The sequence below is a fragment of the Telluribacter sp. genome (assembly GCF_035998675.1).
Classification (GTDB): Bacteria; Bacteroidota; Bacteroidia; order Cytophagales; family Spirosomataceae; genus Telluribacter.
In genome coordinates this window covers 298,550-315,252 of sequence record NZ_DASYHI010000013.1, presented here as the reverse complement: position 1 = coordinate 315,252, position 16,703 = coordinate 298,550, and the positions used below count along the sequence as shown (strand labels likewise).

17 protein-coding genes are annotated in these 16,703 nt (G+C 49.7%); 7 read left to right on the top strand and 10 right to left on the bottom strand.

The features are described 5' to 3' along the window. Window positions 1-220 precede the first annotated feature (220 nt). Complete coding sequence (locus tag VGN67_RS06205; protein ID WP_327485916.1) at window positions 221-1,234, top strand: potassium channel family protein; 1,014 nt, start codon at window positions 221-223, stop codon at window positions 1,232-1,234. On the opposite strand, the gene VGN67_RS06200 is transcribed toward VGN67_RS06205, so the two are convergent. After that, on the bottom strand, window positions 1,176-1,523 hold the full coding sequence (locus tag VGN67_RS06200) for a hypothetical protein (RefSeq protein WP_327485915.1): 348 nt from the start codon (window positions 1,521-1,523) through the stop codon (window positions 1,176-1,178). The genes VGN67_RS06205 and VGN67_RS06200 overlap by 59 nt on opposite strands. 106 nt (window positions 1,524-1,629) lie before the next feature. Here VGN67_RS06200 and VGN67_RS06195 point away from each other — a divergent pair, with 106 nt between their 5' ends. Together VGN67_RS06195 and VGN67_RS06190 are read left to right on the top strand one after the other, a co-directional pair. Next, a complete protein-coding gene (locus VGN67_RS06195; RefSeq protein ID WP_327485914.1) occupies window positions 1,630-1,923 on the top strand; it encodes a type II toxin-antitoxin system HigB family toxin in 294 nt (97 codons plus the stop codon). A gap of 28 nt (window positions 1,924-1,951) precedes the next feature. After that, window positions 1,952-2,338 carry a transcriptional regulator gene (locus VGN67_RS06190; RefSeq protein WP_327485913.1) on the top strand — a complete coding sequence of 129 codons (387 nt, stop codon included), beginning with the start codon at window positions 1,952-1,954 and terminating at the stop codon, window positions 2,336-2,338. A 58-nt stretch (window positions 2,339-2,396) separates the two neighbouring features. Here VGN67_RS06190 and moaA read toward each other — a convergent pair whose 3' ends face one another. From moaA to glp, 7 genes are all read right to left on the bottom strand, one after another. Further along, entirely contained in the window at window positions 2,397-3,389 is a 993-nt protein-coding gene (gene moaA, locus VGN67_RS06185; RefSeq protein ID WP_327485912.1) for a GTP 3',8-cyclase MoaA, read from the bottom strand. Then, window positions 3,386-3,721 (bottom strand): DUF86 domain-containing protein, encoded by a 336-nt coding sequence (locus VGN67_RS06180; RefSeq protein WP_327485911.1) that lies wholly within the window; start codon window positions 3,719-3,721, stop codon window positions 3,386-3,388. The genes moaA and VGN67_RS06180 overlap by 4 nt, the downstream gene beginning before the upstream one ends. Continuing rightward, entirely contained in the window at window positions 3,690-4,016 is a 327-nt protein-coding gene (locus VGN67_RS06175; protein WP_327485910.1) for a nucleotidyltransferase family protein, read from the bottom strand. Before VGN67_RS06175 ends, VGN67_RS06180 begins: the two co-directional genes overlap by 32 nt. Before the next feature lie 19 nt (window positions 4,017-4,035). Further along, complete coding sequence (gene moaCB / locus VGN67_RS06170) at window positions 4,036-4,941, bottom strand: bifunctional molybdenum cofactor biosynthesis protein MoaC/MoaB (protein WP_327485909.1); 906 nt, start codon at window positions 4,939-4,941, stop codon at window positions 4,036-4,038. A 1-nt stretch (window position 4,942) separates the two neighbouring features. Further along, entirely contained in the window at window positions 4,943-5,392 is a 450-nt protein-coding gene (locus VGN67_RS06165) for a molybdenum cofactor biosynthesis protein MoaE (protein ID WP_327485908.1), read from the bottom strand. Between the two features lie 45 nt (window positions 5,393-5,437). Then, window positions 5,438-5,677 carry a MoaD/ThiS family protein gene (locus VGN67_RS06160; protein ID WP_327485907.1) on the bottom strand — a complete coding sequence of 80 codons (240 nt, stop codon included), beginning with the start codon at window positions 5,675-5,677 and terminating at the stop codon, window positions 5,438-5,440. 211 nt (window positions 5,678-5,888) lie between these two features. Further along, complete coding sequence (gene glp, locus VGN67_RS06155) at window positions 5,889-7,184, bottom strand: gephyrin-like molybdotransferase Glp (protein ID WP_327485905.1); 1,296 nt, start codon at window positions 7,182-7,184, stop codon at window positions 5,889-5,891. Between the two features lie 8 nt (window positions 7,185-7,192). Between glp and moeB the strand changes: the two genes are divergently transcribed. Next, entirely contained in the window at window positions 7,193-8,278 is a 1,086-nt protein-coding gene (gene moeB, locus VGN67_RS06150) for a molybdopterin-synthase adenylyltransferase MoeB (protein ID WP_327485904.1), read from the top strand. A gap of 541 nt (window positions 8,279-8,819) precedes the next feature. Beyond that, complete coding sequence (locus VGN67_RS06145) at window positions 8,820-9,614, top strand: lytic transglycosylase domain-containing protein (protein WP_327485903.1); 795 nt, start codon at window positions 8,820-8,822, stop codon at window positions 9,612-9,614. An 84-nt stretch (window positions 9,615-9,698) separates the two neighbouring features. Here the strand turns inward: VGN67_RS06145 and VGN67_RS06140 are convergent, their stop codons facing one another. Then, on the bottom strand, window positions 9,699-12,893 hold the full coding sequence (locus tag VGN67_RS06140) for a S41 family peptidase (RefSeq protein ID WP_327485902.1): 3,195 nt from the start codon (window positions 12,891-12,893) through the stop codon (window positions 9,699-9,701). 196 nt (window positions 12,894-13,089) lie between these two features. Here VGN67_RS06140 and VGN67_RS06135 point away from each other — a divergent pair, with 196 nt between their 5' ends. Both VGN67_RS06135 and VGN67_RS06130 read left to right on the top strand, forming a co-directional pair. Next, complete coding sequence (locus VGN67_RS06135; protein ID WP_327485901.1) at window positions 13,090-13,533, top strand: peptidylprolyl isomerase; 444 nt, start codon at window positions 13,090-13,092, stop codon at window positions 13,531-13,533. A 137-nt stretch (window positions 13,534-13,670) separates the two neighbouring features. Then, on the top strand, window positions 13,671-14,990 hold the full coding sequence (locus VGN67_RS06130; RefSeq protein ID WP_327485900.1) for a Fic family protein: 1,320 nt from the start codon (window positions 13,671-13,673) through the stop codon (window positions 14,988-14,990). A 55-nt stretch (window positions 14,991-15,045) separates the two neighbouring features. Here the strand turns inward: VGN67_RS06130 and VGN67_RS06125 are convergent, their stop codons facing one another. After that, window positions 15,046-16,665 (bottom strand): sodium:solute symporter family transporter, encoded by a 1,620-nt coding sequence (locus VGN67_RS06125; RefSeq protein WP_327485899.1) that lies wholly within the window; start codon window positions 16,663-16,665, stop codon window positions 15,046-15,048. Between the last annotated feature and the right edge of the window lie 38 nt (window positions 16,666-16,703).

Here is a 16,703-nt window from a genome sequence, read left to right as displayed (position 1 = left end):
TTAAGATCTGGTTGATGAGTTGCCATGGTTGGCTAAACAAATATAGCAAAGTTGAGGTAGTTAAATAGACCAATCTGAGAAAGCAGACTGTCAAGACCTGACCCTGTGATAAAAACTTAGCTGAAAAAATACTAACAGAAGCGGCGGGTGTTCATCGGGTCATGAACGGGTCCGAAACGGCCAAAAAGACGGGCGCTGGTGCGATTAATTGCTTTTGCTTATGAATGTTTTTTACCTGATTCTGGGAATACTAATTTTTATAGCCATTTCTTTTGACATCATTTTGGCAACTTTTACCTTAAATGGGGGAGGGGTAATTACAAATGTGTTCTGCAAGTGGACCTGGAAGCTTTTCTTTTTTGCCTCCAAGCGCAATGGATACTCCCGAATCCTCGATTTTGCTGGCCCGACCATACTCATCGGGATTTTATGCGTATGGATTCTGGGGCTGTGGGGAGGTATGCTTTTACTACTCTTATCCGATTCCAGCTCAATTCTGAACGGTAAGACCATGGTACCGGCTGGTATGCTCGAAAAACTATACTATGCAGGCTTTACGCTATCTTCTCTGGGAATCGGGGATTATACGGCTTCAAACAACCTGTGGCGAATAGTTACAAGTATCAGCTCCTTTACCGGACTGGCGTTTATTACCGCGGCTATCACGTATATAGTTTCAGTACTTACGGCCGTAAATCTGCAGAACAAACTAAGCCTGTACATCTTCAGTATGGGGAAAACTCCGCAGGAGGTACTCCTGAACAGCTGGAACGGAAAAGACTTTTCGTCCTTGCTTGGTAACTCGTCCAACCTGTGTGAAATGTTAATGAAGCACACGCTGGATCATCATGCCTACCCCCTGGTTCATTACTTTCACAAAAGCCAGTCTAATCTTGCCGTTAAAAAATGCATCGTACTACTCGACGAAACCATCCAGTTTCTTGAATACCGGCTGGCTTCCACCATCCAACACGACTCCCTACAACTTACAATGCTGCGAACGGCTCTCGATTCGTATCTGGAAATGGTTAAAGTATACCCTATGGTGATCAGGGTTGAGGACGAGCAGGCACCAGTACCAGATATGGAGGCTTTGATCAGGGCCGGCGTTCCGCTAAGTACTTCCAGCGCCATGGCAGTTGCCGAGGAGGAAGCAAAAGAGCACAGAAAACAACTTACGGCTTTATTACGAAACGCTGGCTGGTCCTGGAAGGACGTTTATGGAAAGTCCTGATTTGAAAACAAGGCGTTGCCTTGTTGCTGTGGTGATGCGCCGCTCCATCACGCGCCCCACCTACGAGTACCTCAATCTGACTATTAACCGGCAGTTGCTGAACAAGAAGCTGCTGACGAGCGTCAGCGATGTGTTTTTTGCCAATAAGTACCAGTTTACGCTCAACCAGGGATCGGTGTCGGCCTCCGGTGTCCGCATCAACGACGCCCGCCGGATCGGCCTCAACCTGCGGTACAATTTCGGGATTCAGAAAAAGAGGAACGCTCCGGTATGCCGGATTTTGACTCACTGGAGCGGAATAGTCGGTAGGGGGTATCTATATTATCTAATAAAGGGAACCAACTATGTTTGCAGTAAAGTTACAAAATGTGTAACTTTACTGCAAACAGTACTTTATGAGGATCATTACCCCTTCTCGAGTAAGAGAGTACTATCATACACATGCGGATGCTAAAACTGCTCTGGAAGTGTGGCTAGCCAGGATGAAGGAAATTTCTATTCAGAATCTAAACGAGTTAAAACAGGTAGCCAATTCGGTGGATATAATCGGCAACAACCGGGTTATTTTTGATATCAAAGGAAACAAGTACAGAATAGTAACGGTAGTGCTCGTCCACCGGCAGACGGTGTATATTCGATGGATTGGCACCCACGCCGAGTATGATAAAATAGATGCTCATTCGGTTTAAAATGAGCTGCTTTTTCAACAGATGAATTATGAACACAGTAACTGTAACACCCATACGAACCGAAGAGGATTACCAGCGTGCACTCAACCGCATAGACGAGCTGCTGGCTCTGAACCCGGAACCTTATTCAGAACTGGATGATGAACTGGACGTACTTAGTACGCTGGTACACACCTATGAGCAGGAACATCATGCCTTGCCTTACCCCGACCCTATTGACGCTATAAAGTACCTGATGGTGGAAAACGGATGGAAAAACAAAGACCTGGGACCTCTGCTTGGCCCAAAATCAAGAATATCTGAGATTTTAAACCGGAAGCGGTACTTTACCCTGCAGCAGATTCACAACCTGCACAAGCATCTGGGACTGCCGCTGGAGGTATTCATTAACGAGCAAACACTAGGGAGAGTATAGGGCTGGCGGTGAGCTTATTTAAAAGGCTCTACTTCCTGATTTTCTCAAAGCTCAATACCTACCCACCAATAGCAATCATCCTCCGATTCTGCTCGTACTCGGATTTAGCGTCCTTATTGGTGAATTCGGTATGGCCACCGTGGGCAAAGTGCTTTTGCTGAAAGTGGTCGTAGATGATAGCCCGTATATCTTCTCCCTTACGCAGGGGCGTCAGCAGGTCTACTTCGGAGGTGTCGAAGAGGCAGTTTTTAAGCTTTCCATCGGCCGTAAGGCGGATGCGGTTGCAGCTATCGCAGAAATGGTTGGTAATGGTACTGATAATGCCGAAGGTACCCTGGCCCCCCTCTACCCGGAAGGTACGGGCTGTATCATTGGGTTCGCCGGAGAGTGGGGCAAATATAAACTCCTCGCTAATGCGACTCAGCAAATCATTATAGGAAACAATGCGGGAGAAGTCCCACTGGTTGCCATTGAAAGGCATAAACTCAATGAAGCGCACGTGCAGGTTAGGCTCGGTAAGTGTCATGCGCACAAAATCATTGACCTCCTCCACGTTCACATCCCGCATGACTACCATATTCAACTTTACACTGAAGCCTTCGGCCAGCAGCAGGCGGATATTAGCAAGCGTCTTGGTAAAGTGATCGCGCTTAGTGATGCTGCGGAAGCGCTCTTCGTCCAATGTATCCAGACTGATATTTAGCGATCGAACGCCCGCGTTTTTCAGGGTACTTATATACTGTTCAATAAAAACCGCGTTGGTGGTTAGGGTAAGCGAGGTAGGTAGTTTACCCAGTGACTCGATAATAGTACCTACATCTTTACGAACCAGCGGCTCACCACCCGTCAGCCTGATTTTCTGAACCCCCATGTCCACAAAGATTCCGGCCAGCGTCTGGATTTCCCCGGCCGACATTAGCCAGGCCGACGGCATAAACTGCATATCCTCCTGCGGCATGCAGTAGTTGCAGCGCAGGTTGCACTTGTCCGTCAGGGAGATGCGGAGGTAGTTATGAACGCGTCCGAATTTGTCTACAATGGGTGGGTTCATTCGCTTAGTAGTTTCTCAATTTCACTTTTCAGGACAGGCAGGTGCCTGGTGATAGTACCCCAGATTATTTCATCATCAATTTTATCATAACCATGAATTACCCTATTTCGCATACTGATTATCTGTTTTTTATTGGAAATAGAAACAGATGAATCAATTTTATCTATTCTATTTAGGGCTTCACCAATTATCTCAAATTCTCTCTCAACCGCTCTACGTAGCATTTTATTAGACCTGTAGCTATTGAAATCTCGTTTGTCGCCAAGATAGCTCTCTATGGAAGTTACGGATTCTCTTATATCAAAAAGAAACTTTTTGACTTCTTGATTCATAGAGAAGGGTTTTGGTTTGATTAACAGAATCAATAAAATAAGGATTAGCTAACGATTTATCTGTTACGAGGTCCACCGGACGCTGCAAAAGTTCTTCTAATTTATCGGCCAGTTCAAAATAAGTATCCGCATAATCGCCGTAGTCCATCGGGTGAAACGAAACCAGCAGGTCTATATCGCTTTTCTCTGAAAAACGGTCAGTACAGACGGAGCCAAAGGCATGGAGAGACTTCACATTGTACCTTTTGCACAAAGCCTGAATCCTATCCATATTTTCCGAAAGTACCTTATGCATAATAAAATCTAACCCCTACTTAATGCCTCGCTCCTTCCATAACGCTAAACACATGCAATACGTGCGGGAACAGTGCATCCATGGTGTCCGTTACGCCACCGGTACTACCCGGCATGGTAATGACCAGGGTATTGCCAACCAGACCGGCCACCGCGCGTGACAGCATAGCGGTAGGGATGCGCTCCTGCCCGTACTGCCGGGCCGTTTCGACGATACCGTCAATGGGTACTTCTATGAGTTCACCCACAGCCTCGGGCGTTACGTCGCGGGGCGAAAGGCCGGTACCACCTGTGACCAGCACGAGGCGGAAGGCCATATCACACAATCCCCGAATCTTTTCCTGAATCAGGTCTTTATCGTCGGGGATGATACTGTAATCGCTCACTTTTATCGCAAACGGTTTCAGCTTTTCAATGATGCGCCGACCGGATTTATCTTCTCCGATACCCTTTGAAATACTATCCGAGCATACCACCACGGCCGTTTTGAGATCGGGCATCTGCGCCTTGCGGTCGCTTTTGCCGCCCTTCTTTTCCAGTAATTTAATATGCCGGATCTCCACGCCCTTGTCAATGGGCTTCAGCATGTCGTACATGGTCAGGGCTACCACCGACACCCCGTGCATGGCCTCTACCTCAACACCCGTTTTGTAAATGGTCTTCACCGTCATTTCTACTACCACCGTAAGGTCCTCTACCCGGTAGGCCACCGTGGTGGACTCAATCGGTAGCGGGTGGCAGTCGGGTAGCATGTAGGGGGTTTTCTTGACGGCCAGCAGCCCGGCGGCTTTAGCCATTTCGTACACATCGCCCTTGGGTACCGTACGGTTCAGGATAGCCTCAATCGTTTCCGGCTTGCTCACCTGCACTATAGCCTGCGCGGTGGCAATACGGAGGGTATTGGTTTTATGGGTAATGTCAACCATGCTACTTATTCTCTTTCCAGGTGTACTCGCCCGCTTCGCCGACGAGCTCTTTCCCAAAGATAGGTACCTTGGCCTTAATTTCTTCCACTACGAATTCCAGGGCTTCAAAGCTGGCGCGGCGGTGAGCGGAGGAAACAAACACAAACAAGCTCACTTCGCCCGTAGGTACCAGCCCGAGACTATGATAAATGTGCATACACACCAGGTCAAAGCGCGCAAAAGCCGCTTCGCGAATCGTGTGAAAGGCCTTTTCGGCCATGTCGGTGTAGGCCGTGTACTCAATACCCGTTACGGGGCCGCCTTCCTTTTGGTCGGCCCGAATCTGCCCCAGGAAGATAGCGTGGGCACCAATGTTGGTTTTGGACTGGTGCTTCGCTATGGAGTCGCTGATGAACTGCGGACTGATGGGGCCGTCGACGAATACCTTTTTGGGTGTATGTGTTTTTTCCATGGTTCAAAATAAAGCGGTACCTGCGGTAGTGTGCTATTGGGACTACTACCCACCGGCAAAAGGTGGAAGCAAAGCTACTTCGGCGTTAGTGTCAATTGGGGTGGCCGGGTCGGCTACCTGCTGGTTTACGGCCAACTGGAACTTGCGGTCGCGCAGGCTGGGGTACTTTTGTAAAAGCTGTTCGCGAAGCTGTCCTACCGATAGTGGGTCGGTCACCTCCCAGGTTTCGGAGGGGTGGCCGGTGGCTTCGGCCAGCATGCCAAAATAAAGGATACTAAGGGTCATTTTTTAGGGCTTTAGGCGGTAGGCTATATGCTATACGCCTGTTGATAATTTATATTTTTACCACCGAGTTTAGGGGAGGTAAGCACAGAAGTACGCAGCGTAAACTCTGTGCAAAAACTCATTTAACTCTGTGGTAGAAAAGTTTACTAATCTCCTCCATAACGCAAACTAAGGTACTACAGTTGCCTATACATTCATTATCAATACTCCCCTAACAAAAAAACGGCAGTATATGTACCTCTACCAGGTCGCCGGGCTGCACCGACTGCTGGGTAGAAGGCAGGTAAATCAGTGCGTTAGCCACGGCAAAAGAACGTAGCGCAAACGACTCCTGTCCTTCCAGGGGCGTCACGCCCAGGGTAGTAGCGGAGGCTTTCAGCAGCTCATCCCGCTCGCCTTTAAAGGAGTAGGCATGGGTCATAGGCAGGCGCAGCGTCGGCAGAAAAGCGTCGACCCGGCCGGATAGACGGCGCAGGGCTGGCAGTACGTACTCGTAGTAGCATACCAGCGAGGAAGCCGGATTACCGGGTAGGGCAAAGAACAGGGTACCTTCCTTTTTACCAAACAGCAGCGGCTTGCCGGGGCGCTGGCGTACTTTATAGAAAATGGTTTCAACGCCAATTTCCTGCAGCGAAGTACCTACGTAATCATAGTCGCCCACCGAAATGCCGCCCGTTGCCAATACTACGTCATGCTGCTCGGTCAGCTCAAGTAGAGCCTGGGTAGTCGCTTCGGGATTATCGTCTACGTACTGAATGTCAATCTGCGTTAGGCCCTCCTGCCGCAGGGTGGCCGCCAGCATGGAGGAGTTGGATTCAAATACCTGCCCAAAGCGCAGTGGATTGCCCGGCTGCACCAGCTCGTCGCCGGTGACCAGGATACCCACGCTGGGCTTGCGGTACACCTCCACCCGCCGAACGTTCATTCCCAGCAGAAAACCCACCGAGCCGGGCGTCAGGTAGGTACCTTTGGGCAGAGCTACATCGCCCTCCCTTATCTGCTGCCCAATGGCGCGTACATTCTGCTTCTCGTTTACCGGATATTCCTGAATAAGTACCTTGTCGGCCTCCCGCCCTGTTTTTTCCTGCATCACCACGGCGGTGGCTCCGTCCGGAACGGGAGCACCGGTGAATATCCGAACGGCGGTACCACGTTCGAGCGTGAGCAATTCCGGCGCACCGGCCTGCGACTCGGCAACCACTGGCAGCGCCACGCCCGCCCGTTCAATATCTTCGTGGTGAACCGCGTAGCCATCCATGGACGACTGCCGGAACAGCGGTAGCGACAGGGGTGCCCGTACGTCAGCTGCCAGTACGTAGCCAACGGCCTCGTGTACATCGCGCTCCTCCGCCGGCAGCGGGAACGTATTTTCAACCACCAATTGTTTTGCTTCCTGAACGCTAACCATTTTCTTGCGTATAAATAAAGACTTGAAGTAGGTACCTTCTATTTCGAAATGTACGGACGCTGCTCCGGAATGCCTACGAACAATTCTATCATTTTTCAAGACTACCTATGTTTTCACCGCAGGAACAGCAGTTTTACGCCCGTCAGCTTTCACTTCCCGGGTTTGGCCCGGAAGGACAACAGCGCCTGAAAGGGGCCAGCGTGCTGGTCATTGGGGCGGGTGGGCTGGGCTGTCCGGTACTGACTTACCTGGCGGCGGCGGGCGTAGGTATCCTGGGCGTAATTGATTTTGATAAGGTAGAAGCCAGCAACCTGCACCGGCAGGTACTCTTCGGCGTGGATGATATAGGTAAGTCCAAAGCACTGGCCGCCGCCGCGCGGCTGCGGGGCCAGAATCCGTACATTAAAGTGCAGGCCTACGACAAGCAACTGACCACGGAGAACGTCCTGCGGCTGATGGCCGATTACGACATAGTAGTGGATGGCTCGGATAATTTTCCTACCCGGTACCTGGTCAACGATGCCTGTCTGCTGCTGGACAAGCCGCTGGTATTTGGGTCTATTTATAAATTTGAGGGGCAGGTGACGGTATTCAACTACCAGGGCGGTCCCACCTACCGCTGCCTGTACCCCATCCCGCCCGCCGAGAACGAAGTACCCAACTGCGCCGAAATAGGTGTGCTGGGTATCCTGCCCGGCGTAGTAGGTACCCTGCAGGCTACCGAAGCCATCAAGCTCATTACCGGTACCGGTGAGGTACTGAGCGGTCGGTTGCTGCTGTACGATGCCCTCCACGCAACCTTCCAGACCTACCGCTTCCAGTCCAATCCGGCCTCGCGGGAGCGGCGGGGGCTGCGGGACGATTACGGCCTGGCCTGCGCGGTACCCGCCCCGGCAATAGAGGAGTTAACCTACCCGGAGTTGCAAGAGTTGATGGAAGGTACCAATCCCCCATTCCTGATTGACGTGCGGGAGCCGCACGAGCACGAACGATTCGATATTGCCGGAGTTAACTGGCCGCTGAAAACTCTGACGCAACACCTGCCCGAGCTACTTGAGCAGCCTGATATAGTACTTTATTGCCAGTCGGGTATGCGGAGCCGGAAGGCCCTGGAGCTGTTGCGGGAAGAGCTTCCCGGGCATACCATCAGGCATTTGAAAGGAGGCGTAGGCGCGGCGGGAGCGTGGGGGTAAAGCACTTTTCAGGTCCCTAAAACATGGGAAGCCGAGGAGATTTTAGCATCAGAAAGAAACAGCTGCTAAGCCGGGCGAAAGCAGAGATTTTTGTTGTTTAAAGGCGGTTAAATATTGAGAATTGTATAAGGTCTATATGCCGTATAATAAATTTTAAATCTACTTCCTTTGCAATTTAAATAATTGTTATATATTCGTAGCAGAATCAGCAACAACAGCTGCCTTTTTGAGAAGCCCCTCCCGAGAATTTCATTAATTACGTTACATTTTTCGTAATTTTTTTTCCTCCTCTTATCCTACTGGCACGTAGTGCATCGTTTACCCTAATCAAGGGCGTATTAGGCTATTTTCTTGATGTTTTTCTTTCCCTGACGAATTGTATATTATACATACTCCTGCTTCTGTATTACTTAGTTTTGTACAATAATATGGTAGTATTATTACCTGAAAATCAGTTTTTTAAAATACGATGAAACATTTTTAATTTCTATGCCGTTAAGAAACCTGAATATTAAATTATGTAGAACCAAAACAACCATGCATGCTAAGAATCCTAATTTTAATGCTTGCTATTGCGTCCTTTGGAGTATTTAAGTTTAGTAATCAGAGTGTAGAGAAAGTAGAAGAAAAGAACGAGTTGGTCATTGTGGAGGATATTGATACTAAGCTTATCGATATCAACTTTTGTGGTGATACTATCCCTCTGAAGCAAGTATATGTAGCTAAGCGCTACCACCGCACCATTCAGGATTACGATAATCCTACCTTCAGAAAAATGAGAAAACGGGTAAAGAATAACATGAAGGTTATTGAGCCCATTCTCAAACGTTACGGTATTCCGACCGATCTAAAGTACATTCCCATTGTAGAAAGCACCATGACAGCTTCGGCTGTATCACCAAAAGGAGCCGTAGGTTACTGGCAATTTATGCCGGAAACTGCCCGTGAATTTGGCCTTACAGTTGACAGTACCGCTGATGATCGTAAAAACCTTGTTAAGTCTACCCATGCTGCCTGCAAGTACCTGCTTCGGCTTCACCGCCAGTTGGGTTCCTGGACCTTAGTAGCAGCGGCCTATAATGCCGGCCCCGGACGCATTAGTCGGCATGTAGTTCAACAGGGAAATGAGGACTACTTCGCACTGCGCATGAATCAGGAAACCTCACAGTACGTTTTCAGATTAGTAGCTGCCAAGGAATGGTTTACAAATCCGGAGCGGTGCCAGGAATGGCGGGCCAAGGATGTATTCAGGCGAATTGCTAAAATCAGCGAGACTCAAAAGTTAATTGAAGAAGGTGCTGTAGTCAGAGCAGTACTGGCTGCGGCTGGTTCCTAGTACCAATCTTTTTCTCTATTACAACGCAATAGTAGTGACAAAAAGCCTCTCCTTGACTAAGGAGAGGCTTTTGATTGTTTTTCCCTATTTCAGCGTCAGCGTCGTCAGGATTTCTTCAATGGCTTTTTCCAGCTGAGGATCGCGGTCAAGGAGGCGGTCTTCAAAGGTCTGCTTCACGTAAATATCTGGGGTGACACCCTCTTTCTCAATATTTTTTCCATCAAGCGTGTAGCATCCCCAGGAGGGCAGGCGGTAAAAGGAGCCGTCTACCAGTCCTTTGCCGGAAGTGAATATAATCCAGCGGTAGGTTTCGGTACCAATAATCTTACCCAGCTTGAGTTCTTTGAATCCCGTGGCGGTCATTTCCGCATCGGAGAGGGACTGCTCGTTAATCAACAGTACGATGGGCTTAGCCGCTACGCCGAAGTTGGGTTGCGGGGTTAGAGCGCCTTCGCGGTACTTCCACTGCAGGTAGGGGCGCTGCGACAGGAAGTTAAGTACCAGGTCGTGTACATTGCCGCCGGTGTTGTAGCGCAGGTCCAGAATCAGGGCATCCTTGCGGTACCAGTCGCGGGTCATGTCTACTACAAAACGCTCGTATTCCTGCATACCCATATTTTTCATGTGGACGTAAGCGATGCGTTTCTTGCTTTTTTCGTCAACGTATTTTTGGTTTCCGTCCATCCACTCGTCGTACAGGTTGCTGCTGAGCGACACCTGCGGGTGAATACGAACCGTATACGAGGTGTCCGCTCCGGTCCGGCGTAGGGTCAGCTCTATTTCGGGGTCGCGGGCAGGCTTGGTAAAGTACCAGTCGCGGTTTTGGAGGGTATCCACCGCCAGGCCATTGACGTGGGTAAGGCGGTCACCGGCCAGAATTTTCTTATCCGTTTTGTCGGCGGCACTGCGCTTCACCACCCGCTGTACTACGTAAGGGCGTCTATTTTCAAAAAGCAGGCCGGTCTCCAGGGTACTGTTTTTAAAGTACACCTTTTCTTCGGGGCCATTGGAATAGAAACCCAGGTGAGAGGCATTCAGCTCGCCGAGCATGTCGTTAAACAGCGTCCGGAAATCGTCGCGGTTGGTCAGGTAGGGCAGGTACCTGGCGTAGCGGTCCCGAATGGCTTTCCAGTCGGCGCCGTGGAAGGTTTCGTTATAGAAGTTTTCTTCCACGCCGGCCCAGGCTTCGTGAAACATCTGGTTAAATTCGGCCGCCAGGTTACGCTGGAAAGTATGGTTAATCTGGATAGGATCGGTCTTGCAGTTTTCGTAATGGAATTTGCTGATGGTACCATTGATTAGGATATAGTACTTATCACCAGCCTGAGCCAGGTCATAGCCACTTACACCATCCTCCACTTTTTCGGTTTTGGGGTCTTCAAAGGGCTGGTAGGTAGTACGCCAGAGGCCGGTTTTGCCTTTATCATGATTCGAAAGATAGAAAACGTACGTTTTGTCGTCTTTCTGGATAACCAGGGGTGCCCCTTGCTCCCCGAAGGAAGGACTCACCTGCTCCATCCGGTCCAGGATATCTTCCATGTCTATGTCAATGGGCTTTACCGGTGCTTCTTCCGGCTTCTTTTCTTCTTTTTTAGCGTTTTTGCTTTTCTTGTTTCCTTCCTCTTTTTTGTCTTTGGCGCTCTTGTCTTCGGCGGCAGCTATGGTTTCTTTTTTGAAAAGCTCGTCAAACTTATCCGTCCGGTAGGGGTCGTCCAGCCTGGTAAGCGCCAGCCGGTAAACTTTTAAATTCCGGGACCCAAACGGATAAGTGGGATTCATAGGATCGCAGGAAAAATACAGGTACTTGCTGTCCGGCGACCAGGTAGGCTCCCCTTCGGATATACCCGTCTGGGTCAGGTTCAGGGTTTCGTTTTTCTTGATGTGGTGCAGAAAAATATCCCGTTCAAAATTTCGGAAGGCTGTAAACAGGATGTACTCGTCGTTGGGCGAGAAACTGGGCATGTCGTTGTAAAAACCCCACAGTTCCTCCTTTAGAATGGGTTTGCTTTCCAGCGTTTTGAGGTCAATGGTTCGGACTTCGTTGCGCCCGCTCAGGTACACGCCCATGGTGCGCTTCTTGTTCAGGCTGATGCTACGGTTGTTTTGAAGGTCGGAAGTCAGCTGCTTTTCGGTACCCTTGCCATCGGCCCGGATGGTGAACCAGTTGGAGTACCCGCCTACGGTTTGGCTGAAAAGAAGCGTTACGCTATCGGCCAGCCACTTCACCTCCAGCACGCGGGCGTCGGGGCGGGTTGTCAATTGCTTGACGTACTTCCCTTCGTGGTCGGACACAAACAGCTCCCCGCGCGACACAAAGGCCAGCTTTTTGTTGTCGGGCGCTACATCAAAGGCCGAGATTTTATCCCTGGTACTAAACTCCTGTGCTTTGGGAAGGGTAAAGTTCTGTACGGTACTTAGTTTTATGGGCTGAGCGGTGCGGCTGGCTACATCATACTGCCACAACTGGTAATCCTTCTCAAAAACCACTTTACGGCCGTCAGCACTTACCTGAGGACGCTTGATGGACTCCGTAAAACTGGTCAGCGGAGTCTTTTTTCCTCCTTCAAAAGTGTACAGATTGTACTGCCCGTTGGCCTCGTCCGACACAAAGTACAGCTTACCGGCCCGGTCTACGGTTGCCCACATATCCTTGCCCCGGTAGTCGGTATAGCGCTTATAGGCTTTGGTTTTGAGATGATAGGATTGAATATCCGGGTTAAATTCGCCCTGATAGCCTTTACGCATGGCCTGGCTTTCGCTTTCCCAGGTATCATTGAAGTACAGTTCGCCGTTGGGGGCCTCGGCTACGTTATGAATGCGGTTAAAGAAGTGCTTGAACAGGCGCTGGGGAGTACCTCCCTTCAGGGCTATGGTATAGGTAGTACCCCCATTTTGTACCCCCGATTCAAAATAGATCGTCTGGGAGTCCCACGACCACCCCTCCACCAGGTCGTAGGTACTATGGTAGGTAAGCTGCCGGACCGGCCCGCCCGCCAGAGCCATCACGTACACGTCGCTGTTTCCGTTTTCGGTACTGGTGAAAGCAATCCATTTTCCGTCGGGTGATACGTGCGGGCGGGTTTCGGACCCCTGCATGGCCGTCAGGCGGGTGGCCCCTCCGGTAGCCACGTCAGCTTTCCACAAGTCTGATTCGTAACTAAAAACGACCGTCTGGCCGTCGGGAGTAAGCGTGGGGAAAGAGGTAAAATGCACAGGGGCTTCCTGGGCCACAGCGCTAGTAGCCAGGAACAACCCGGCCAGGAGTAACTTTTTCTTCATGGCAGAAGTAAGGAGGAGTTTGTTTTTAAATGGTAGGGTACTCTTTTGCTGAATTCAGGCTTAACAAGTGCGTAAATTAAACATTCACTTTCAAATCCCAAGCAGGAGTCATTACCTTTGTGATGTATGTGCGCTGATCAGTGATGTATGGTCTGAAAACAGGCACTTTTTTATTCAAAAAAATATTGTTACTGCTATGCTGAAAGCTGAAATGGTCACCGAAAAGGGGACGATGTGGATTGAGTTCTACGAAAAGGACGCACCGAAGACAGTTGAAAATTTTGTAGGTCTATCAAAAAAAGGATTCTACGACGGACTTTCGTTCCACCGGGTTATCCCTGACTTCGTCATTCAGGGCGGATGTCCGCAAGGTACCGGACGCGGTGGCCCCGGCTACCACATTCCCTGCGAGCTCGACGGTGAAAACCAATACCACGACCGGGGGGTACTTTCTATGGCCCACGCCGGACGCAATACCGGAGGTTCCCAGTTTTTTATCTGCCACAGCCGCCGCAACACCGCTCACCTCGACCGCAACCATACCTGCTTCGGGAAAGTAGTGGAGGGAGTGGATATCGTGGACGACATCAAGCAGGGCGATAAAATCCTGAAAATTACCATCCACGAAGAGGAGGCGTAAGCAGGTACTTCTCAAACAGCAGCAGGGCCGAACGGGTAGTATCCGGTTCGGCCCTGCTGCTGTTTGGCCCAATACAAAGCAACATCAGGGTTTTCCGCCGGTAAAGTTTTATATTTACCCTGAACAGAAAAGTACGTATGACCCAGGTAGAAAAAGCCCTAGTACTGAAAGAAGAGCTTGATTCTTTAAGGCCCCTGAGCCGAGAGCAGGAGCTGAGAATCATGCAGAAGTTCCGGCTGGACTGGAATTATCATTCCAATCATCTGGAAGGTAATTCCCTCACCTATGGCGAGACAAAGGCCCTGTTGCTACACGGTATTACAGCGCAGGGAAAGCCTCTGAAAGACCACCTGGAAATGGAGGGCCACAATGAAGCCATCGAATGGGTAATGGAAAGGGTAAAAGGCGAGTACCCCCTGACCGAAAGTTTTATCCGGGAGCTTCATCAGTTGCTACTGAAACAACCGTACTGGGTTGACGCCATGACACCCGAAGGGGCACCCACCAGAAAGAAGGTGGAGGTAGGGAAATACAAAAGCTTACCCAATCATGTACAAACGTCGACGGGGGAGATGTTTTACTTTGCCACGCCCGAAGAAACGCCCGCTCAAATGGACGATTTGATGAAGTGGTATCGAAAAAAAACTGCTTCTGACGAGGTAAATCCTGTTTTGCTGGCGGCCGAGTTTCACTACCGTTTCATCAGAATCCACCCCTTCGACGACGGCAACGGCCGAACAGCCCGTATTCTGATGAACTTTATCCTGATGAAGTACGGTTTTCCGCCCGTTATTATTAAAACCGAAGAAAAGAGTAACTACCTGTCCGCGCTCCGTCAGGCGGATGCCGGTATTATTGAACCCTTTATTACCTACATCGCTACCAATCTGGTGCAGTCGCTGGACCTGATGATTCGGGGGGCTAAGGGAGAAAGTATCGAAGAGCCGGAGGACTTTGACAAAGAGCTGGCGCTGCTGGAGCAGCGTTTAAAAAAGGGAAAGCAGGAGGTAGAAAAAACGGTGGAGGTGGTGCAGGAATTGTATGAAAAGTCTATTATTCCTCTGTTTCAGAGGTTTATGGAGGAAGGAAAGAAGTTTGAGCGGTTTTATGTGCAGCCAAGGCATTATCTTTCCTTAAATAGTAGCGACTATGCATCAGATAATATTTATACTGCAATACCGGCAATAAAAAGTAGGATTACAGAGAAGTCAACACAATTTGGGATGCTTTATTCGTACCGGGTATTTGCTAATTCGGAGTATGGGAATTTTAATCATAACGCAAAAATTGATGTTATGCTGGGAGATAGTACCTACTTTGTTTTGCTTGATGATAAAACCGCTAAACTGGAACGGCCGTACGGTGAGCAGCTGACTGAAGAAGAAATAAACGAACTGGTGAGGGCGGAAATGAAGCGGCATAAAGAGTTTATTGAAAAGAAGATAGCAGGTAAATAGCAAAGCCGGGTAGAACGTATTCCACCCGGCTTTGCTATTTTTTACTAAGTACCCTCTACCAGAAGTAGGTGTACAGGAAGGTAATCAAAGCAATAACTACCGCCGCGCCGATGGTGAAAGTACGGTGTGTTTTAAACATCGAAGCGTCAATGGTCAATCCTTTTTCTTCACTTGGCAGCGCATAACCCAGGATGACCATCACCACGACACAAATAAGGTACACCCAGCCCATGCGGTCCAGGAAGGGTACCTCCGACCAGTCGGCAAAGGGGAGCCAGTTGTTGTGCATACTCAGGGCAATAAGAAAGCCACCTACAATGGCAAACATGGCACCGGCCGAGTTGGTACGCTTCCAGAAGAAGCCCATACTGAAGGCCGCAAAAATACCCGGCGAAAGCAGACCCGTCATTTCCTGAATAAACTGGAAGCCTCCTTTTTTATCAATACCCATGTAAGGAGAAGCCACAATGGCGATAATCATGGCCACTACTACCACTATACGTCCTACTACCACCAGGTGCTTTTCGCTGGCGTTTTTACCAAAGTAGTACTTGAAAATATCCAGGGTAAATATCGTAGAGATACTGTTGGCTTTACCGGCCAGGGAAGCTACTACGGCGGCCGTCAGAGCCGCAAATGATAGTCCTTTCAGTCCGACGGGCAATAGGTTAAGCAGCACCGGGTAGGCTTTGTCGGCATTAATTAAACCATCTTCGCCGAGCATTTCCTGCTGAAACATACCCCGGTTATACAGCGCATAAGCCGCAATACCGGGCAGTACCACGATCACCGGCATCAGCAGTTTCAGGAAGGCTGCGAACAGGATACCGTTACGGGCCGTTTTTAGGTCGGCACCCAGGGCGCGTTGCGTGATGTACTGGTTACAGCCCCAGTAGTTGAGGTTCACGATCCACATACCACCCAGCAGTACGGTTAGGCCCGGTAGCTGCATGTAGTAGGGGTTTGCCTTGGGGAAAATCATGTGGAAGTGGTCGTCGTGGCTGTCCAGCATCAGATTGAATCCCTGGATCATACCCGTCCGTCCGGCGTCGTCAGATACCAGGTTCAGGGCCAGGTAGGTCGTAGCCAAACCACCAATAACCAGAAAGAACACTTGAATTACGTCGGTATACCCAATTACCTTCATACCACCCAGGGTAATGATAATTGCAAAAATGGCCAGCCCAACCATACAGGTATAGAAATCGATACCCGAGATACCCGACACCGCCAGCGCCCCCAGGTACAGGATGGAGGTAAGGTTGACCAGGATGTACAGGGCCAGCCAGAAAACGGCCATAATCAAGCTAACCGACTTGTTGTAGCGCTGATTAAGGAACTGGGGCATGGTATAAATATTATTCTTCAGGTAAATGGGCATGAAGAAAATAGCTACGATAATGAGCGTGGCGGCGGCCATCCACTCGTAGGTCGAAATAGCCAGACCCATCGTGAAGCCGTTACCCGACATACCGATAAACTGCTCGGCCGAAATGTTAGAGGCGATAAGGGAGGCACCAATGGCCCACCAGGTCAGGGAGCCTTCGGCCAGAAAGAAGTCGGTAGTGGAGGCTTCGGCCGATTTTTTCTTGTGGTAAATCCAGTAACCGTATATGGCTACTACCAGAAAATAAACCAGGAATACAAGGTAATCAAGGAGCTGTAACTGTTGCATGAGACTTGGTAATGAGGGTAGTTTTAGTGGTTAAAGGA